This is a genomic window from Mesorhizobium sp. CA8 (genome assembly GCF_020164955.1).
Taxonomy (GTDB): Bacteria; Pseudomonadota; Alphaproteobacteria; order Rhizobiales; family Rhizobiaceae; genus Mesorhizobium.
Map to the genome: position 1 here is coordinate 42605 of NZ_JAIUHG010000004.1, position 17693 is coordinate 60297.

Genomic DNA, 17693 nt, shown 5'->3' on the forward strand with positions numbered 1-17693 from the left:
GCCTGGATGCCAGCGGCACGAGTCGGCCGCTTTGTTGTCATCATTCATGCTGGCATTTCTTTTGCTTGCCAAGCGCGCACTGCCTATATGCAAGACCTTACGCGCCGGTAAGTGCCGAACTGCGGCATTTCCGCAACAGGCCTCACCGGATTGTGAAACAAAATCAATGAGGCGGTTCATAGAGCCGCCTGGGTTCGAGGAGAGCGTCATGAATGTCGGTGATGCCGCCGAGCGTTCCGGCCTGCCGGCCAAGACCATCCGCTACTATGAGGAGATCGGCCTGATCCGCCCGGCGCGGGCCGAGAACGGCTATCGCGATTACTCGGGCGAGGATATCCACCGGCTGGCCTTCCTGCGCCGCGCGCGCAATCTCGGCTTCTCAATCGACGATTGCAGGCAGCTTATGGCGCTCTATCAGGATCGCGACCGCGCCAGCCACGACGTGCGCGAGATCGCCGCCGCCCATGTCAGGGCGATCGAGGAGAAGGTGCGCGAATTGCAGTCGATGCGCTCGACGCTGCAGAAGCTGATCCATGCCTGCCACGGCGACGACCGGCCGGACTGCCCGATCCTGGACGACATGGCGGGAGCGGCCTGAGGCCCAAGGCCTGTCAGCGCTTCCAGAAATCGTGGTGCGGGGCGAGCATCTCGTCCGCGATTTCGGGAAAGGGGCCGAAGACCTCGATCTTCTTCTGGCCGGAGGCGAAGACGGTGCGCGAGGCGAGATTCATCGTCGGATTCTCCGCATGATCCCCGGTGAGCGCCAGAAGGCTGGTTTCCTCGACCCCGTAGACCAGGCGCCCGATATTCGCCCAGTACATCGTGCCGGCGCACATCGCGCATGGTTCGAAGGTCGAGACCAGTGTGCATTGCCACAGGAACTCCGGCTCATAGGCCGCCGCGGCGCGACGGGCCAACTCGGTCTCGGCATGGCGCACCGTGTCGAGATTGCCCTGCCGCATCAAAACGCGGTCGTCCGGCCCGACCAGCACGCACCCGAACGGATGATGCCCATGCGCCGCCGCCTCGCGCGCGACGGCATCGGCGGACCTAAGGTGGGCGAGCATCTGATCGCGGGTCATGGGGAAATCCTCTTACGGCGAGATTGCTGCCAAGGGATATGATTAGCAATAACTAATCTTCGCTCGACTACGGCTCGAGCGTCCTACTTGGCTTTGCGCTCCGCCTATTCTGATTTTGGTGCTATTCTGACGACCGCGCAACGAGATTGCCGGCCATGGGTTTCCAGGAGGACATCGAACGGGTTGAGCAGCATATCCGCGAGATCGAACAGCGGATCGAGCGCCAGCGCGCGGTCATCACCCAGGCGGAAGAAAACGGCCTGCCGACAGACGGCCCGAGCAATTTCCTGTGGTTCCTAAAAGAGGCATTGAGCCTGAGCCGCGACCACCTGGCCAGGCTTCTGGCAGATGGATTTCGAACTGGGGATTAGCAGTAGCGGGTCTCGCCGTAGACATTGGCTTTAACCGGCGACTTTTGCGCCGCCGACCATCGAAGGAACCGATAATCGCCGGCCTGACGGGCAATTATCTGGTTGACAAACCCAAGTCACTTCGTAGGGTAAACGGCATAGGAGTTAGCTATGTCCGTTCTGTCCCGCCCCGAGTTCCATGACGAAGCCAAGGCTTTCGAGCATGTGGAATCCATACTGTGGCCGAACGGTCCTGTTTGCCCGAAGTGCGGTAGCGTTGATCGCCACTACGCATTGAAGGGCGTTCGCACCAAGCCCTCCAAAAAGAACCCTAGCGGCATCGAGCGTCATGGCCTGTACAAGTGCAGCGCCTGCCGCTCGCAGTTCACCGTCCGCATGGGAACGATCTTCGAGGAAAGCCATCTGCCGCTCACCAAGTGGCTACAGGCCATCCACCTTATGTGCGCCTCTAAGAAGGGTATCAGCGCCCACCAGATGCACCGCATACTCGAATGCACCTATGAGGCCGCTTGGTTCCTGTGCCATCGCATTCGCCTTGCTATAGCCTCTGGCGAGCTTTCCCCGATGGGCGGCAACGGCAAGACCGTTGAGGCCGACGAGACGTATATCGGTCGTTTGCAGGGTTCGCCCGTCAAGCGCGGCGGCAGCGCTCATAAGAACACGGTCGTTACGCTTGTTGAGCGCGGCGGCAAGGCTCGCTCGTTCCATGTCGATACGGCTCGCATGGGCAACGCTATGCCTATCGTTCGCGCTAATATTGCCAAGGAAGCGCTCATGACCGACGAGAGCGGCATTTATCGCCGCGCCAGCCAGGATTTCGCCTCGCATGAATTCGTCACGCACTCCAAGGACGAATATGTTCGTAGCAACGCCCACACCAATACGGTCGAAGGCTTCTTTTCGATCTTCAAGCGCGGCATGAAGGGCGTCTATCAGCATTGCAGCGAACACCATCTGCACCGCTACTTTGCCGAATTCGATTTCCGGTATTCGAACCGCATCGCGCTTGGCGTGGATGACGGCACCCGCGCTTTCATCGCGTTGAATGGCGTGAAGGGCAAGCGCCTCACCTATCGCAGACCTGCTTGACGATAGGCGCAAGTATCACGGCAAACCGGTGCAGTTGGAATTGCCGCTCTGGCGACACGGGAGGCACCGCAAAAAGAAAAAAGCCGGGGATCTAGGTCCCCGGCAGTCAGGTTGATCGGACGGCTAGGGGCTACGCCGCTAGCGCCGTCTTATCGGCTGCGATAGTGGCCGCAAACGGATTCCGTGCGGCCGAAGCGGAAACGCAGGTAGGGGTTAACCCAAACCATACGGTCCTCCTTCAAAGCGAGGGGCCTTGAAAAGAGGCGGCAGAAGTGCGATTCTAAGGTGTATGCTAGTGATCGCGAGGCTCTACCGCCTCTCATTCGGTTGCTGGTCATCTCAGGGCCGCCTCTCCGCTGCAAACGGTTTGGCGGCCTTTCGTTTTCTCCTGCCCCTCCTGCGCCGATGGCCAGAACGGTGAGGGGCATCGCTATATTCTCATCATCTTCGCCTCCGCGACGCGTTTCTTAGATGCGCGCCCACCTAATATATGCCTTTTGATGTGGTTCAGGCAAGTAGCTGTAATTCCGTGTTTCCAGACAATGTGGTTAACGAGTCCTTTGTTGCGGTTTTCGCAACATCGTGATACCTCTTTGACACCCTACAGGAGGCAGAGATGGATATCGCCTACTCTAACGCTTTGAAAAGAAAGAAGGAAATCGAAACTGAACTGGCCAAAATTGACGCGTTTCTGGATATGTATAGACAATTCTCCGGATCAGAACAGGAACAAAGTGAACCCCATTCTGATGAATCACCACCCGCGGGAAACAGGGAAACTACCAGCGTTCGCAGGCCGCGCCGTCTGCGTCCCCACGAAATTGCGGACCTGTCCGAGAAGGTGATTCGGGACGCTGGACATCCTCTGACCCGCGCCGAGATCGTCTCAAGACTGGAAAGCGCAGGGATTGAATTGCACAGCGAGGACAAGCCACGATATGTTGGAACGATCCTCTGGCGGGAAAAAACGAGGTTCACCAATATCCCCGGCGCTGGCTACATCATGGCCGACATGGCCACGCCCGAGCAAAACGCTTTAGATCTTATCGATCGATCTGTTGGCGAGGAAACGCACGATGAAAAGGGAAAAGGCGCGTTTGAGTGAGAGCGCTAGCCAAATTGAAAAATTCCGCGAAGCCGCCCGAGTCCTAAAGAGTGTGGGGGACGAGGAGTATGATAACGCCGTTGCGAGGGTCGCGAAGGCCGAGAAGCTTACTCCCGAACAGATAAAGGAACTGGCGCGGCGCAAACGTGACGAAGCCAAGGACTAGCGCCGTGGACAATTCGCCTCGCAAGCCAAATCTCTTAGAACGGTTCCGGCTCATGATCCTTGACGCAAGCCTGGATCGTGACAAGAACTATAGTGAGCGCTGGCGCAACTACGAATTGGAGGGCTGGCTAAGAGCCGCCAGTCTTTTGGTGCTCTCGGGGATTTGCGTCGTCGCTTGGTTCTTGTTCAAAAGCACTCATTGAAATTGCCGGCCTGTCAGTGACTATATTCCTGTTTCACTTTAATCGCCTATCCTCTACAGATGGTGTGCGATTCACCCTTCGTTCACGATATTAGCGCACCCTAACGCAAGGTCATGCAGGTACAGCGTACATGCCTCAAGCCCTAGTGTTGATCGCCCTCAGCGCTAGGGCTTTCCGTCTCTGCGGGCGTTCCTAATTCAAATCGAATCTTCATCAGCTGGCGGCCAGTGCCGTCGCGGACCGTGTAGGCGAGATCGCGATAGCGGTATTCTCCCCCATTGCGGCGCATCACCTGAGGAATGACCTTGCGCAGCAATTCGAAGGCGCGGTCTTGCGCCTCCGTTAAGCCTGGCAGATTGGTCCCCTGAGCATCGTGATAGACCTCTCCACCGTCGCAGAGTTCGAAAAAGAATCTCGGCATAGTCCAATAACGGCTGGGAGGCGGGGAAACGTCCACTCACGTTTCATATATTAGTAACGACACACTCTCCGGACATGAGCTAGAACGTACTTGGCTTTAGCTGGAACTCTTGTACGCCGCTGGCGTCGTTCGGCTTTACAGTGTCGTAATGGACTCCGGCCTCATTGAGGGCCTTCTCCAAAGTGTGGGCGGCTTTGTCGTCCGGTGTGCGTAGGGTAAGGTTCTGCGCTGGATTTGGCGGGGCGATGCTTTTGGTGCCGACGCTCCACCCGCTATCGGTAAAGACGCTCTTCAGCTGATCCACGCGAGGGTCCGGCTTCGCCGTCTTGCCTCCAATGATATCGACCGATGAAGGATTTTCCGAAAGCTTGGTTTTTATCTCAGTCAGTTGCCGTTCGGAGAATTCTCGCTCCGCCTCCTTGACCCTGACCAAGCTTTCTATATTGGCGACTTCTTGGCCGCGCCAAGCCAAACCACCGCCGAATCCAGCCGCCAAACCAAATAGCAGCAACAAGACAAAGGAACCCGGCGCGCCCTTCATGACGTGCCATTCCGATTTGATGTGATCGATAAGCTTCCCCATGCGCTTTTCATATCAGCGCACCTCAGATGCGCCAATGGGTTTGTCAACCGGATAATCGCCGGCCTGACAGGGGTTCAAACCGTGAACAAAATCTGGCATGGTGCCTCCCATGCCACTCGTTTCCCCGATTCCTCTTAACCCGTTGATCGACGGCCGCCAGTCCGAGCGCGCCATGCTGGTGCGGCGCGGCGTGCAGCGGCTGCTTGCCGAAATGGGCGCGCATGTGATGCCGGAGCTTTCCCTGGCCACAGGGCGGCGCGCCGATCTCGTGGCGCTGACCAGGCAGGGCGACATCTGGATCATCGAGATCAAATCCTCGATCGAGGATTTCAGGGTCGACCGCAAATGGCCGGACTACCGGCTGCATTCCGACCGCTTCTTCTTCGCCACCCATCCCGGCGTTCCCCAGGACATCTTCCCCGAGGAATGCGGCTTCATCCTCTCCGACGGCTATGGCGCGGAGATCCTGCGCGATGCGCCTGAGCACCGCATGGCGGCTGCGACGCGCAAGGCGCTGATGCTGCGGATTGCCCGCGCAGGCGCCGCGCGGCTCCTGGCGGCCGAGCTTGCCGGCGTCGCCGTGCCGGCGCTGGAGGGAGAGAGCGAATAGGGCTGTTTCCTCGCCCCACGAAGTGGGGAGAGGTGTCCCGGCGCAGCCGGGACGGAGAGGGGTCAGCGCGACGCTCGGCGGTTGTTCGGATTGCGATTGGCCTTGTGCCTTGTTCTGCATCGGCTTTGGCTTGACGGAGGGCGCCCCCGCTCCGTCCCGGCTCCGCCGGGCCACCTCTCCCCCGCTTTCGCGGGGGCGAGGAAATGGCGTCGCGGCTTGCCTACTCCAGTTCTTCCTCAGCTCCACCCTTGGCCGCCGCCGTTAGCAGGACGGCGGCGCCGAGCAGCGCGGCAATCAGCGAGCCCGCCAGGATGCCGACCTTCACCGTGTCCTGGAGCGCCGGGTCGCGGGCGAAGGCGAGCAGGCCGATGAACAGGCTCATGGTGAAGCCGATGCCGCAAAGCAGCGAAATGCCCAGCATATGCAGCCAGCCGGCATTGATCGGCAAGTCGGCGAGGCCGAAGCGGATCGCCAGCGCCGAGGAGCCGAAAACGCCGACCAGCTTGCCGAGAACCAGGCCGGCGGCGACGCCCAGCGTCAGCGGCTCGACAAGGGCTGCAAAGCTCAGGCCACCGAGCGAGACGCCGGCATTGGCGAAGCCGAAGATCGGGATGACGAGAAACGGCACTAGCTTGTGCAGGCCGTGCTCCAGCCGGTGCAGCGGCGAATGTTCTGTTTCGTGGCCGATGCCGGGAGACCGCTCCAGCGGGATGGTGAGCGCCAGGGCGACGCCGGCCAGCGTGGCATGCACGCCCGATTTCAGCACCAGTACCCACAAGACGACGCCGAGCAGGAGATACGGCCACAGCTTCATGGCCTGCATGCGGTTGAGCACGACGAGCAAGGCGATGACGACGAAGGCGGCGGCCAGATAAGTGAGCGACAGGCCGCTGGTGTAGAACAGCGCGATGATGATGACGGCGCCGAGATCGTCGATGATGGCCAGAGCGGTGAGGAAGACCTTCAGCGAAGCGGGCACGCGGCTGCCGAGCAGCGACAGCACGCCGAGCGCGAAGGCGATGTCGGTGGCGGTGGGGATCGCCCAGCCGGAGAGCGCTGCCTGATTTTCGCGGTTGACCAAGACATAGACCAGCGCCGGCACCGCCATGCCGCCGGCAGCGGCAATGCCCGGCAGCACGCGGCGGGGCCAGGTCGAGAGCTGCCCGTCGAGCATCTCGCGCTTGATCTCCAGCCCGACCAGCAGGAAGAACACCGCCATCAGCCCGTCATTGATCCAGTGCGAGACGCTGAGCGGCCCGAGATAGGCGTGCAAGACGGCGAAATAGGTTTCGGCCAAAGGCGAGTTGGCGACGATCAGCGCAAGAGCTGCGGCCACCATCAGGATGATGCCGCCGGCGGCCTCACCATCGAGGAACTCGCGCAGGATCGATTTCGACCGTTCGTCTCGCATGGTCCCTCCGCCCGTCACCCCGACCTGACGGCCGGAAACCTATAACGTAATGATGCGCAGCCCGGCTGGCGAAGCAAGCCTGCTTCGGAAGTTGGCCGAAACGCCCGTCGCTTCGTCATCCACGGGCGAAGCAAGCGAAGCGACGCGGCGCAGACCCGAGGATCCATTCCGTAACGTCAGAGCGTTGCGACGGTGCAGAATTCGGCTCCGCTGCATTCTGCGGCCGGGGTCACGGAATGGATCCCAGGGTCTTCGCGACGGAGCTTCACTCCTGCTTCGCCCTAGGATGACGACGCTGGTTCAGCGCGGCGCCCGCTTTGCGAGAATCCGCTGCAGCGTGCGGCGGTGCATGTTGAGGCGGCGCGCCGTCTCGGAGACGTTGCGGTCGCACATTTCGTAGACGCGCTGGATGTGCTCCCAGCGCACGCGGTCGGCCGACATCGGATTTTCCGGGGGCGCCGCGCGTTCCCCGGAGGTGCGGGTGAGCGCGGCAAAAACGTCGTCGGCATCGGCGGGCTTCGACAGGTAATCGACGGCGCCAAGCTTCACGGCGGTCACCGCCGTGGCGATGTTGCCGTAGCCGGTCAAAATGATGGCGCGGGCGTCGCCGCGCTTCTCCCGGATGGCCGCGACGACGTCCAGGCCGTTGCCGTCGCCGAGCCGCATGTCGACAACCGCATAGGCCGGCGGATGGGCGCGCGCCTTGGCGACCGCCTCTTCCACGCTCTCCGCCGTCTCGACCACGAAGCCCCTTGTTTCCATGGCCCGGGCAAGCCGGGTGAGGAACGGCTTGTCGTCCTCGACGATGAGCAACGAGGTGTCCTCGCCCTCGACCATTGCGCCAGTCGTTTCGTCTCCGCTCATCTTATCGGCATCCTACCGATCCAAAGCGCGCCGCGCCGAGACCCATTCTGGCGAAGGCCCTTCAAATCCTTGTTTCCGGGCATGTCGACTTCCTGAAATCGCTGCACAGTTTTGGGCGACATGCCTCACTTTTACGCAGATACAGTCCTGCAGGGGCAATGTCCAATTTTTAGAGCCGGCAACAGAGCTGCCATGCGGTTGTTGCAGGGCTTGCGCACCATCCGACCAAGGTTACGCATTGTCGAACATGGTGGCCGAGGCCTGTTCCTGGTTGAGGAAGAGGTTGCGCGGCCAGGCGATCTGCACCACCGCACCCTCGCCGAGCCCGCTCGAATTGCGGAAGTCGATGGTGGCGCCGGAACGCTCCAGCAAGGTCTTGGCGATAAACAGCCCAAGCCCCAAGCCGCCGCCGGCCTCCGTGCCCTGGCGCGTCGACATATAGGGCTCGCCGATGCGGTCGATGATCTCGGCGGGGAATCCCGGCCCGTCATCGGTGATCGAGAAGATGACCTTCTCATTGTCCCAGCTCCAGCTGACGGTGACGGCGTTGCGGGCGAAATCAACGGCATTCTCGACCAGATTGCCGAGCCCGTAGATGACGCCGGGGCTGCGCTGGCCAACCGGCTCGGGACCGACGCGCTCGCCGGGCCGCAGCCGGATCGAGATGCCGAAATCGCGATGCGGCGCCGTCACCTCCTCGACCAGCGAAGTGAGCGGCATGCGCGACAGATGCGCTTCGCCTTCCGAGGAAAGGCTGGTCAGCCGCTTCAGGATCTCGCGGCAACGCTCGCTTTGCGAGCGCAAGAGCTTCACGTCCTCGCCATATTTCGGATCCTTGCCGAGGGCCTTTTCCATCTCCTTGGCAACGACGGTGATGGTGGCCAAAGGCGTGCCCAGCTCGTGTGCGGCCGCCGCCGCCAGCCCGTCCAGCGCCGAAAGATGCTGCTCGCGCTGCAGCACCAGTTCGGTGGCGGCCAGCGCATTGGCGAGCAGGCGCGCTTCCGCCGCGACGCGGAAGGCATAGATGGCGGTGAAGGCGATCGAGGCAAACACAGCCATCCACATGCCGGCGACATAGATGAAGGGCATCGGCAGCGGCGAGCCCTCATACCAGGGCAGCGGCAGGTGGAAGAACACCAGAAGCGTGGCCGCCAGTATGACCAACGCGCCAAGGATGGCCGTGAACCGCAGCGGCAGCGAAGCGGCGGAGATGACGACCGGCACCGACAGCAGCACGCAAAACGGATTGGTCAGGCCGCCCGTCATGTAGAGCAGGCCGGTGAGCTGGACGCCGTCGAAGGTGAGGATCACGAAGGCCGAAAGCGGGGTGAGCCGATGCGCCGCCGGATAGCGGAAGGTGAGCCACAGATTCATCCAGGCCGAGCAGGCGATCAGCGCAAAGCACATCGACACCGGAAGCGGGAATTTCAGGCCATAGGCGACGACCAGCACGGTCAGGCTCTGCCCGACGATCGCCAGCCAGCGCAGGCGGATCAGCGTGTTGAGCCGCAGCCGCTGGCTTTGCTGGGAATCGGGCGCGCGCAGGATATTGCTCATTGCCAAGGATTACAGCCGCAGGAGCGGAAACGATAGAGCATCGTCTTTGCCTGATGCATGTCGTTGTCCCAAAACCGCTGCGCACTTTTGGGCGACATGCATTACGTTCCACGCGGTTTGGCGCGGCTGGTGGCGGCGGCCAGCAGCGGGTTTTCCGGCCAGACATGTTTTGGATAGCGGCCGCGCATGTCGGCGCGCACGTCCGCCCAGGAGCCGCGCCAGAAGCCGGGGAGATCGCGCGTCGTCTGGATCGGCCGGTGCGCCGGCGAAAGCAATTCGAGCGTCAGCGGAACGGTTCCGTTTGCGATCGCCGGATGACGGTCGAGGCCGAACAGTTCCTGCACACGGATCGAAAGCACCGGCCACTCGCCGTCATAGCGGATCGGCACGTGGCTACCGGACGGCGCGTCGAAATGGGTCGGCGCCAGCGCGTCGACCTTGCGCTGCAGGTCGTGCGGGACCAGCGCCATCAGCGCCGACGACAGCGCCGCCGGCTTAATGGCGGCGAAAGAGGCGTCGCCGGAGAGAAACGGCAGGAGCCAATCATCGAGGCCCTCGATAAGCGCTTCGTCCGAAACATCGGGCCAGGGCGCTCCGAGGCCGCGATGCAGCCAGCGGAGCCGCTGGCGCAGCGCCTCCGCTTCCTTGCCCCAGTCGAGCAGCGACAGGCCGTGCTCTTTCAGAGCATCGAGAATGGCGCGGTCTGCATCGGCGCCTGACGGCGCCGGCAGCATGCGTTCGGAAAGCGTGATGGCACCGAGCCGTGCGGTCCCGCGCACGCGCAAGGCTCGGCGCTCGCGGTCGAAACTCGTCTCGCGCTTCGTCTCGATGCGATCGGCCAGGGCGGCGCGGATATCGGCTTCGCCGACCGGAGCGGCGGCGGTGATGCGGGCATTCTGCGCCTTGCCCTGCAGGTCGGCGACCACCAGCCAGGTTTCATTGGCGAGCGGATCCGCGGCATCGACCATGGCGCCTGAGCCGTTGGCCAGCACGAAGCGGCCGCGCTCGCCGCGCGCCCTTGCCACGCGATCCGGCCAGGCGTGGATCAGAAGGGCGCCTGCGGAGGCCGCCTCGCCGCCCTGGCCGCCACCGGCCTGCCTGGCCAAACGCTCGGCGAGCTGCCTGGCTGGGTTGGCGCGGGGGGATTTCTCGCCGCGAAACCGGATCAGACGCCGCTCCAGATCGGCGCTGTCGCCGCCCAGCCCACGCTCGGTCAAGAGCACGGCAAGCGTCGCTGCTTCGAGCGCGTGGCCGCTCTTCGCCGCTTCGGCCACCATATGCGCCAATCGCACGGGCAGTGCCAGCTTGCGCATGGCGGCGCCCGCCTCGGTCAACCTGCCGGCATCGTCGATGGCCTGCAACGCGCGTAGCAGCACCCTCGCCTCATTGAGAGCGGGCGCCGGCGGCGGATCGAGGAACGAAAGGCTCGACGGATCGGCGACGCCAAAGGCGGCACAGTCGAGCAGCAGGCCGGACAGATCGGCGTCGAGGATTTCGGGCGGCGTGAAGGCGGGAAGCGACGCGGTCTGCTCCGCGCGCCACAGGCGCACCGCCACGCCGGCTTGAGTGCGGCCGGCGCGGCCGGCGCGCTGGTCGGCCGAAGCCTTGCTGACACGCACGGTTTCCAGGCGGGTCAGACCGCTTGCCGGCTCATAGCGCGGCAGCCGCGACAGGCCGGAATCGATGACGACGCGCACGCCGTCGATGGTGATCGAGGTCTCGGCGATCGAGGTGGCCAGCACCACCTTGCGGCGGCCGGCCGGCGCCGGCCTGATCGCCTGATCCTGCGCCCTGTTGTCGAGCTGGCCGAAGAGCGGAACGATGTCGGTGTCGGCCGCGACATTGCCCGCGAGCCGCTCGGCGGTGCGCTCGATCTCGCGCTGTCCGGGCAGGAAGGCGAGCACGCTGCCCTGCTCGCCGGCCAAAGTCGCGCGCACGGCCTTGGCCATGGCGTCTTCGATCGCCGTGCCGGCCGGCCGCTCGTCGTAGCGGATCTCGACCGGATAGGCGCGGCCCTCGCTCTCGATCACCGGTGCGTCCGACAAAAGCCTCGCCACGCGCGCGCCGTCGAGCGTTGCCGACATGACCAGCAGACGCAGGTCCGGCCGCAGCGCGCCCTGCACGTCGAGCGCGAGCGCCAGACCAAAATCGCCGTCGAGCGAACGCTCGTGGAATTCGTCGAAGATCACCGCCGAGACGCCGGGCAGTTCCGGATCGTCGAGGATCATGCGCGAGAGCACGCCTTCGGTGACGACCAGGATCTTTGTCCGCGCCGAGGTGCGGTTCTCCATGCGCATGGCGTAGCCCACCGTGCCGCCGGGCTCCTCACCCAGCAGTTCGGCCATGCGGCGGGCAGCGGCGCGGGCGGCGAGCCGCCGCGGCTCGAGCAGCACGATCCGGCCCTCACCGAGCCAAGGCGCGTCCAGCAGCGCCAGCGGCACCAGCGTCGTCTTGCCGGCGCCCGGCGGCGCCACCAGCACGGCGTTGTTGCGCCGCGAGAGCGCTTCTCCGAGTGCCGGCAGCACGGCCGTGACCGGAAGCTCCGGCAAGGGTTTCGTCGTCATTTTGCCCGCATATCAGCGGTCGCGGTCGCCGTGCAACGTGTCGGGCCCATGCCGGTCAAAGCCGGGCACGCGTAAACGGGTTCCAGCGCACGGTGCCAAGCCGCACTTCCTCGCGCACCATGGTGAGGAGGCCTGAGGCGCCGACGACTGCAAGGCCGACCAGCGTCATCGCATCGGGATATTCCCTGAAGAACATCGCGCCGAGGATGACCGCCCAGACGATCTGCGAATAATGCGTCGGGGCGATGCGATTGGCCGGCGCGTATTTGGCCGCCAGGAGATGCAGCAATTGGCCGCCGGCGGTGAACAGGCCGCCCAGGACCAGCCAGCCCAGTTGCCACAGATTGGGAAGCGTAAATGACGTCGCGACCGCGCCGACCCCGTTGAAGAGCAGCCCATAGCCGATCAGCGAGCCCAACATGGTCGTACGCTTTTCCTGCTGGGCAAGCGACCGCATTAGGATGACGATGGTTGCCGCGACGAAGGCATTGGCGAAGGCGGCGAGATGGCCAAGATGCAATTCGCGGAAGCCCGGCCTCACCACCAGCATGACACCGGCGAAGCCGGCGATCACGGCAAGCCACCGCCAGGGACCGACCTCCTCCTTCAGGATGACGGTCGAAAGCACGGTGACGAGCAACGGGGCGAGGAAGAGCAGCGCGTAAACCTCCGCCAGCGGAATGGTGGTGAAGGCATAGACGCTGAGCACGCCCGACGCGATGCCGGCCCAAGCGCGTGCCTGTACGGCCCAGGGCCGCCCGGTGCGCCAGAAATCGCGCCAGCGCTCCTCCTTCGGCCGGGCGAAGAAGAGGAAACAACCGGCAAACAAGGTCATGAAGAAGCCGATCTCGAAGACGGTGAACTGCCCGCCCAGACCCTTGATGACGGCGTCGCTGAACGAATAGTTTGCGTAAGCGAGAAGAGCGAGCAGGATTCCGTTCGGCACGATTCCATTTCCGGGAGAGAGACGTGAAGATACTGGCGCTGGGGGCACATCCCGACGATATCGAGATATTCATGTTCGGTACGCTGGCCGCCTATGCCGCGCAAGGCGCAGGACTGACTTTCGCCATAGCCACCGATGGTGCCAGAGGTGGCATGGGCGACCCCAAGGCGCTTGCCCGCTTGCGGCGCAAGGAAGCGGCCAAGGCGGCGGGCCTCCTCGGCGTCGAGCCGCGCTTCCTCGACTTTCCCGACGGGGAGCTCGTCGCCGATGCCGCGTTCATTGCGGCGCTGAAGGCGCTGATCGGCGAGGTAAAGCCCGATCTCGCCATCACCCATGCGCCATACGATTACCATGGCGACCACCGCGCCTTGTCCGACGGCGTGCGGCTCGCCGCATCCTTCGCGGTGCCGGTGCTGCATGCCGACACGCTCGGCGGCACCGGTTTTTCGCCGACCCATTATGTCGAGATCTCGCATCATTGGGACATCAAGGCGAAAGCGATCCTCGCGCACCAGTCGCAAGGTCCGGAGCACTATCTGCACAGGGCGCGCCTCCAGAACGAGTTTCGCGCCGGACAGTGCAACGGCGCCTCCGGCGCGCTTGCCGAGGCCTTCCGCTTCGAGCCGACCTTCCCCTTCGCCGACATACGCGCGCTGCTGCCGCCCGCGCCGCCGATCCGGCCGCTGACGACAAGCCCGGGCCCCGCCAACGCGGCCAGCTGACGTCAGAGGGACACAGGTCCGGCGGCATTTCCCAACGATTTCAATGACACCTTTCGCCATGCTGCGGCGCAGCAACGAATTCGCTTGCGTTGTTTAGTAAAAAGAGCATCACTAAACAAATTACTAAACATCGGGCGGCGCATCGCCCGCCGTGTTTGGGCGCTCGGAGGAGCGAGGGTTGAGGGGTCTTGAAACCGTCATCCGGACGCGTTTCGCAAATGGGAGGTAAGGCATGAAATCGACCTTGAAACTGGCGTTGGGACTGGCCTCGGCGATCTTTGCGTCGACAGCCGTCTCGAACGTCGCGCATGCGGAAGACCTGACGCTGTGCTGGGCGGCCTGGGATCCGGCCAACGCGCTCGTGGAACTGTCGAAGGACTTCACCAAGGAAACCGGCATCGGCATGAAATTCGAGTTCGTGCCGTGGACCAATTATGCCGACCGCTTCCTCAACGAGCTCAACTCGCATGGCAAGCTCTGCGACCTGATCATCGGCGACAGCCAGTGGATCGGCGGCGCCGCCGAGAACGGCCATTACGTCAAGCTGAACGACTTCTTCGACAAGGAGAAGATCAGCATGGACGACTTCGTGCCGGCGACCGTGGTCGGCTATTCCGAATGGCCGAAGAACACGCCCAACTACTGGGCGCTGCCGGCCATGGGCGACGTCGTCGGCTGGACCTATCGCAAGGATTGGTTCTCGCGGCCCGAATTGCAGAAGGAATTCAAGGAGAAGTATGGCTGGGACCTCGCCCCGCCGACCACCTTCGACCAGCTGAAGCAGATCGCCGAATTCTTCCAGAAGCGGCAGATCGACGGCAAGACCGTCTACGGCGCCTCGATCTATACTGAGCGCGGCTCGGAGGGCATTACCATGGGCGCCATGGACGTGCTCTACAGCTACGGCTTCCAGTATGAGAACCCGAAGAAGCCCTATGAGATGGAAGGCTTCGTCAACTCCGAGAAATCGGTGAAGGGGCTGGAGTTCTACAAGGCGCTCTACGACTGCTGCACTCCGCCCGGCGCCTCCAACAGCTACATGGGTGAGGGCGTCGACGCCTTCAAATCCGGACAGGTGGCGATGCATATGAACTTCGCCTTCACCTGGCCCGGCCTGCAGAAGGACGAGAATGTCGGCGGCGACAAGATCGGCTACTTCGTCAACCCGAAGGGTCCCGACGGCGACCAGTTCGCGCAGCTCGGCGGCCAGGGCATTTCGGTGGTTTCCTATTCCGACAAGCAGGAATCGGCGCTGAAATACATCAAGTGGTTCGCCAACAAGGACGTGCAGGCCAAATGGTGGTCACTCGGCGGCTATTCCTGCCTGAACTCGGTGGTCAAGGATCCGAAATTCCCGTCCAGCCAGCCTTATGCGCAGGCCTTCCTCGACTCCATGGCGATCGTGAAGGACTTCTGGGCGGAACCCAGTTACGCGCCGCTGCTGCAGGCGTCGCAGAAGCGCTTCCACGACTATGTCGTCGCCGGCCAGGGCTCGGCCAAGGATGCGCTAGACGGCCTCGTCAAGGACTGGACGCAGGTCTTCCAGGACGACGGCAAGATGTAGTCGGGGCAAGATGTAAGGCTCCTCCCGAGCCCAACCGCAGCGTCCCGTGCCGCCCTTGGCACGGGACGCAGTTCAGATAAATTCCACAGGCGAGACTTACCCGTGACCGAAGCAGGACTTACCATGCTCGATCGGACTGCGGACAACGTTGCCCGGGCAACACCGGAACCGTTGGCCAAGAAGATCCGGGGCATCAGCGACAAGGGCCTCGCCTGGCTGTTCATCTCGCCGACGATCCTTTTGCTGTTGGCCATCAACATCTTCCCGCTGTTCTGGGCGATCTATCTCTCCTTCACCAATTTCCGCGCCAACCGGCCGAACGAGGTGGTGAAGAATCTGGGGCTCGCCAATTACCGGCGTATCCTCGGCGATCAGGACATCTGGATCGCAATGCAGACGACGGCGCATTTCGTGTTCTGGACGATCCTTCTACAGACGGTGATCGGCTTCACGCTGGCCTGGCTGATTGACCGAAAATTCCGCGGCCACGCCTTCTGGACCACCATCATCTTGGTGCCGATGATGCTGTCGCCGGCGGTGGTCGGCAATTTCTGGCGCTTCCTGTACGAGCCGCAGATCGGCCTGTTTTCCTACGTCGTCTCCTTCGTCACCGGCATTCCGCCGACGAATGTGCAGATGCTGTCCAATGTCGAGCTGGCGCCTTGGGCGATCATCATCGTCGACACCTGGATGTGGACGCCTTACGTCATGCTGATCTGCCTCGCCGGTCTGCGCTCCATTCCCGAATACATCTATGAAGCGGCGGAGGTCGACCGCGCCTCCAACTGGCGGCAATTCTGGTCGATCACGCTGCCGATGGCGCTGCCCTTCATCATGCTGGCGGTGCTGTTCCGCGGCATCGAGAATTTCAAGATGTTCGACATGGTCAACCTGCTCACCGGCGGCGGACCCGGCTCGACCACTGAGGTCGCCTCGATCACGCTGAAGCGGCAGGCTTTCGAGAGCTGGCGCACCGGCTATTCCTCGGCCTTCGCCATCATCCTGTTCGTCGCGGTGTTCGGGCTGGCCAACATCTACGTCAAGGCGCTCAACAAGGTGAAGCAGAGATGAGCCTGACCACCGCCCATTCCGTCGTCGCGCCCTCGTCCAACGCGAAGCTGATCGCCGGCACGATCATCATCGCCTATGCGCTGATCTCGATCGTGCCGCTGCTCTGGATCTTCGCCACCAGCTTCAAGACGCCGCCGGATTCGATCGCCTATCCGCCCAAGATCGTCTTCCAGCCGAGCATCGAGGGCTATTGCAACCTCTTCACCACACGCACAAGGCAGACGCCGGAATATATCAATTCGCTCGGACCGGCGACCGGCTTCTGCGACGAGACCGTGCGCAAGCGCAACATGGTGATTGCCGGCCCGTCGAACTTCCTGCCGCGCTTCGTCAACTCGCTGATCATCGCCTTCGGCTCGACCTTCTGCGCGGTGTTCCTCGGCACGCTCTCGGCCTATGGCTTTTCGCGCTTCAAGGTGCCTTTGGCCGACGACCTTCTGTTCTTCATCCTGTCGACGCGCTTCATGCCGCCGATCGCGGTGGCGATCCCGATCTACCTGATGTATCGCGAGCTCGGCCTGTCCGACACCGCGCTCGGCATGATCCTGCTCTACACCGCGGTCAACGTCTCGCTGGCTGTGTGGCTCTTGAAGGGCTTCATCGACGAGATCCCGCGCGAGTATGAGGAGGCCGCGATGATCGACGGCTACACCAGGCTGCAGGCCTTCTGGCGCACCGTGCTGCCGCAGGCCACGACCGGCATTGCCGCGACCGCCATCTTCTGTCTGATCTTTGCCTGGAACGAATATGCGTTCGCAGCGCTGCTCACTTCCGGCACCGCGCAGACCGCGCCGCCCTTCATCCCGACCATCATCGGCGAAGGCGGCCAGGACTGGCCGGCAGTGGCGGCGGGCACGACCATCTTCCTGGTGCCGATCCTCGTCTTCACCATCCTGCTCCGCAAGCAACTCCTGCGCGGCATCACCTTTGGCGCGGTGCGCAAATGATTAGTATGGGAACAAGTCGACCCCTACTCCGTCGAGCTTCGCTCGACACCTCTCCCCCGGTCGACGGGGGAGAGGAAGGGCGCGAACTTCATTCAGCCAGGCTCCCTTCCTCTCCCTCCGGAGGGGGGAGAGGTGGCGCTGCGAAGCAGCGACGGAGTGGGGGAACCACCTGGCAACCATCTCTCCCCTTGAACGGGAAGGAAGGGAGGAACGCATGAACCGCTCTGTTGCCTCCAAGCGCTCCTCTTGGCCGCGCTGGGCAAGGCGCGGCCTGATGGAAAACATCGCGACCGCGATCATCGCGATCGGCTTCCTGATGCTGTTCCAGCCTTTCGCGCTGTCGCTCTACACCTATTCCTTCGTCACCATGCTTGCCGGCGCGGTGATGTTCATCATTATCTCGAAATTCCCGGAATAA

General features: G+C 62.9%; 19 protein-coding genes. 11 read left to right on the forward strand and 8 right to left on the reverse strand.

The genetic code is table 11. The features are described from left to right. Positions 1-208: 208 nt before the first annotated feature. Entirely contained in the window at positions 209-598 is a 390-nt protein-coding gene (gene cueR, locus LB553_RS06005) for a Cu(I)-responsive transcriptional regulator (RefSeq protein ID WP_224511540.1), read from the forward strand. 13 nt (positions 599-611) lie between these two features. Here the strand turns inward: cueR and LB553_RS06010 are convergent, their stop codons facing one another. Continuing rightward, a complete protein-coding gene (locus tag LB553_RS06010; RefSeq protein WP_224511542.1) occupies positions 612-1082 on the reverse strand; it encodes a nucleoside deaminase in 471 nt (156 codons plus the stop codon). Between the two features lie 155 nt (positions 1083-1237). On the opposite strand from LB553_RS06010, the gene LB553_RS06015 reads away from it, so the two are divergent. The 4 genes from LB553_RS06015 to LB553_RS06030 all read left to right on the forward strand — a co-directional run bounded on the left by LB553_RS06015 (position 1238) and on the right by LB553_RS06030 (position 3813). Continuing rightward, a complete protein-coding gene (locus LB553_RS06015; RefSeq protein ID WP_224511544.1) occupies positions 1238-1453 on the forward strand; it encodes a hypothetical protein in 216 nt (71 codons plus the stop codon). Positions 1454-1603: 150 nt separating this feature from the next. Beyond that, positions 1604-2542: an IS1595 family transposase gene (locus LB553_RS06020; protein WP_224511547.1), complete on the forward strand. Its 939-nt coding sequence runs from the start codon at positions 1604-1606 to the stop codon at positions 2540-2542. Between the two features lie 616 nt (positions 2543-3158). After that, positions 3159-3647, forward strand: a complete 489-nt coding sequence (locus LB553_RS06025) for a hypothetical protein (protein ID WP_224511549.1) — start codon at positions 3159-3161, stop codon at positions 3645-3647. Next, positions 3619-3813, forward strand: a complete 195-nt coding sequence (locus LB553_RS06030) for a hypothetical protein (protein WP_224511551.1) — start codon at positions 3619-3621, stop codon at positions 3811-3813. The genes LB553_RS06025 and LB553_RS06030 overlap by 29 nt, the downstream gene beginning before the upstream one ends. A 344-nt stretch (positions 3814-4157) precedes the next feature. Here the strand turns inward: LB553_RS06030 and LB553_RS06035 are convergent, their stop codons facing one another. Both LB553_RS06035 and LB553_RS06040 read right to left on the reverse strand, forming a co-directional pair. After that, positions 4158-4472: a DUF6894 family protein gene (locus tag LB553_RS06035; RefSeq protein ID WP_224511553.1), complete on the reverse strand. Its 315-nt coding sequence runs from the start codon at positions 4470-4472 to the stop codon at positions 4158-4160. 43 nt (positions 4473-4515) lie between these two features. Further along, entirely contained in the window at positions 4516-5019 is a 504-nt protein-coding gene (locus LB553_RS06040; protein WP_224511554.1) for a hypothetical protein, read from the reverse strand. 109 nt (positions 5020-5128) lie between these two features. Between LB553_RS06040 and LB553_RS06045 the strand changes: the two genes are divergently transcribed. Continuing rightward, positions 5129-5629: an MmcB family DNA repair protein gene (locus tag LB553_RS06045; RefSeq protein ID WP_224511555.1), complete on the forward strand. Its 501-nt coding sequence runs from the start codon at positions 5129-5131 to the stop codon at positions 5627-5629. Between the two features lie 220 nt (positions 5630-5849). Here the strand turns inward: LB553_RS06045 and nhaA are convergent, their stop codons facing one another. The 5 genes from nhaA to LB553_RS06070 all read right to left on the reverse strand — a co-directional run bounded on the left by nhaA (position 5850) and on the right by LB553_RS06070 (position 12971). After that, positions 5850-7040: a Na+/H+ antiporter NhaA gene (gene nhaA / locus LB553_RS06050; RefSeq protein ID WP_224511556.1), complete on the reverse strand. Its 1191-nt coding sequence runs from the start codon at positions 7038-7040 to the stop codon at positions 5850-5852. Between the two features lie 300 nt (positions 7041-7340). Beyond that, a complete protein-coding gene (locus tag LB553_RS06055; RefSeq protein WP_224511557.1) occupies positions 7341-7904 on the reverse strand; it encodes an ActR/PrrA/RegA family redox response regulator transcription factor in 564 nt (187 codons plus the stop codon). Positions 7905-8135: 231 nt separating this feature from the next. After that, complete coding sequence (locus LB553_RS06060; RefSeq protein WP_224511558.1) at positions 8136-9461, reverse strand: ActS/PrrB/RegB family redox-sensitive histidine kinase; 1326 nt, start codon at positions 9459-9461, stop codon at positions 8136-8138. Between the two features lie 101 nt (positions 9462-9562). Beyond that, complete coding sequence (gene hrpB, locus LB553_RS06065) at positions 9563-12025, reverse strand: ATP-dependent helicase HrpB (protein ID WP_224511559.1); 2463 nt, start codon at positions 12023-12025, stop codon at positions 9563-9565. Between the two features lie 55 nt (positions 12026-12080). Next, positions 12081-12971, reverse strand: coding sequence for a DMT family transporter (locus tag LB553_RS06070; RefSeq protein ID WP_224511560.1), 891 nt, complete (start codon positions 12969-12971; stop codon positions 12081-12083). Positions 12972-12994: 23 nt separating this feature from the next. Here LB553_RS06070 and LB553_RS06075 point away from each other — a divergent pair, with 23 nt between their 5' ends. The 5 genes from LB553_RS06075 (at position 12995) to LB553_RS06095 (ending at position 17693) form a co-directional block, all read left to right on the forward strand. Next, entirely contained in the window at positions 12995-13693 is a 699-nt protein-coding gene (locus LB553_RS06075) for a PIG-L deacetylase family protein (protein WP_224511562.1), read from the forward strand. Positions 13694-13925: 232 nt separating this feature from the next. After that, positions 13926-15257 carry an ABC transporter substrate-binding protein gene (locus LB553_RS06080; protein WP_041001246.1) on the forward strand — a complete coding sequence of 444 codons (1332 nt, stop codon included), beginning with the start codon at positions 13926-13928 and terminating at the stop codon, positions 15255-15257. A gap of 123 nt (positions 15258-15380) precedes the next feature. Further along, the gene (locus LB553_RS06085; RefSeq protein WP_140846721.1) at positions 15381-16328 is read left to right on the forward strand and encodes a carbohydrate ABC transporter permease; all 948 of its coding nucleotides are present in this window, start codon (positions 15381-15383) and stop codon (positions 16326-16328) included. After that, on the forward strand, positions 16325-17275 hold the full coding sequence (locus LB553_RS06090) for a carbohydrate ABC transporter permease (protein ID WP_041001244.1): 951 nt from the start codon (positions 16325-16327) through the stop codon (positions 17273-17275). Before LB553_RS06085 ends, LB553_RS06090 begins: the two co-directional genes overlap by 4 nt. Before the next feature lie 214 nt (positions 17276-17489). Continuing rightward, positions 17490-17693, forward strand: a complete 204-nt coding sequence (locus LB553_RS06095; protein ID WP_224511564.1) for a hypothetical protein — start codon at positions 17490-17492, stop codon at positions 17691-17693.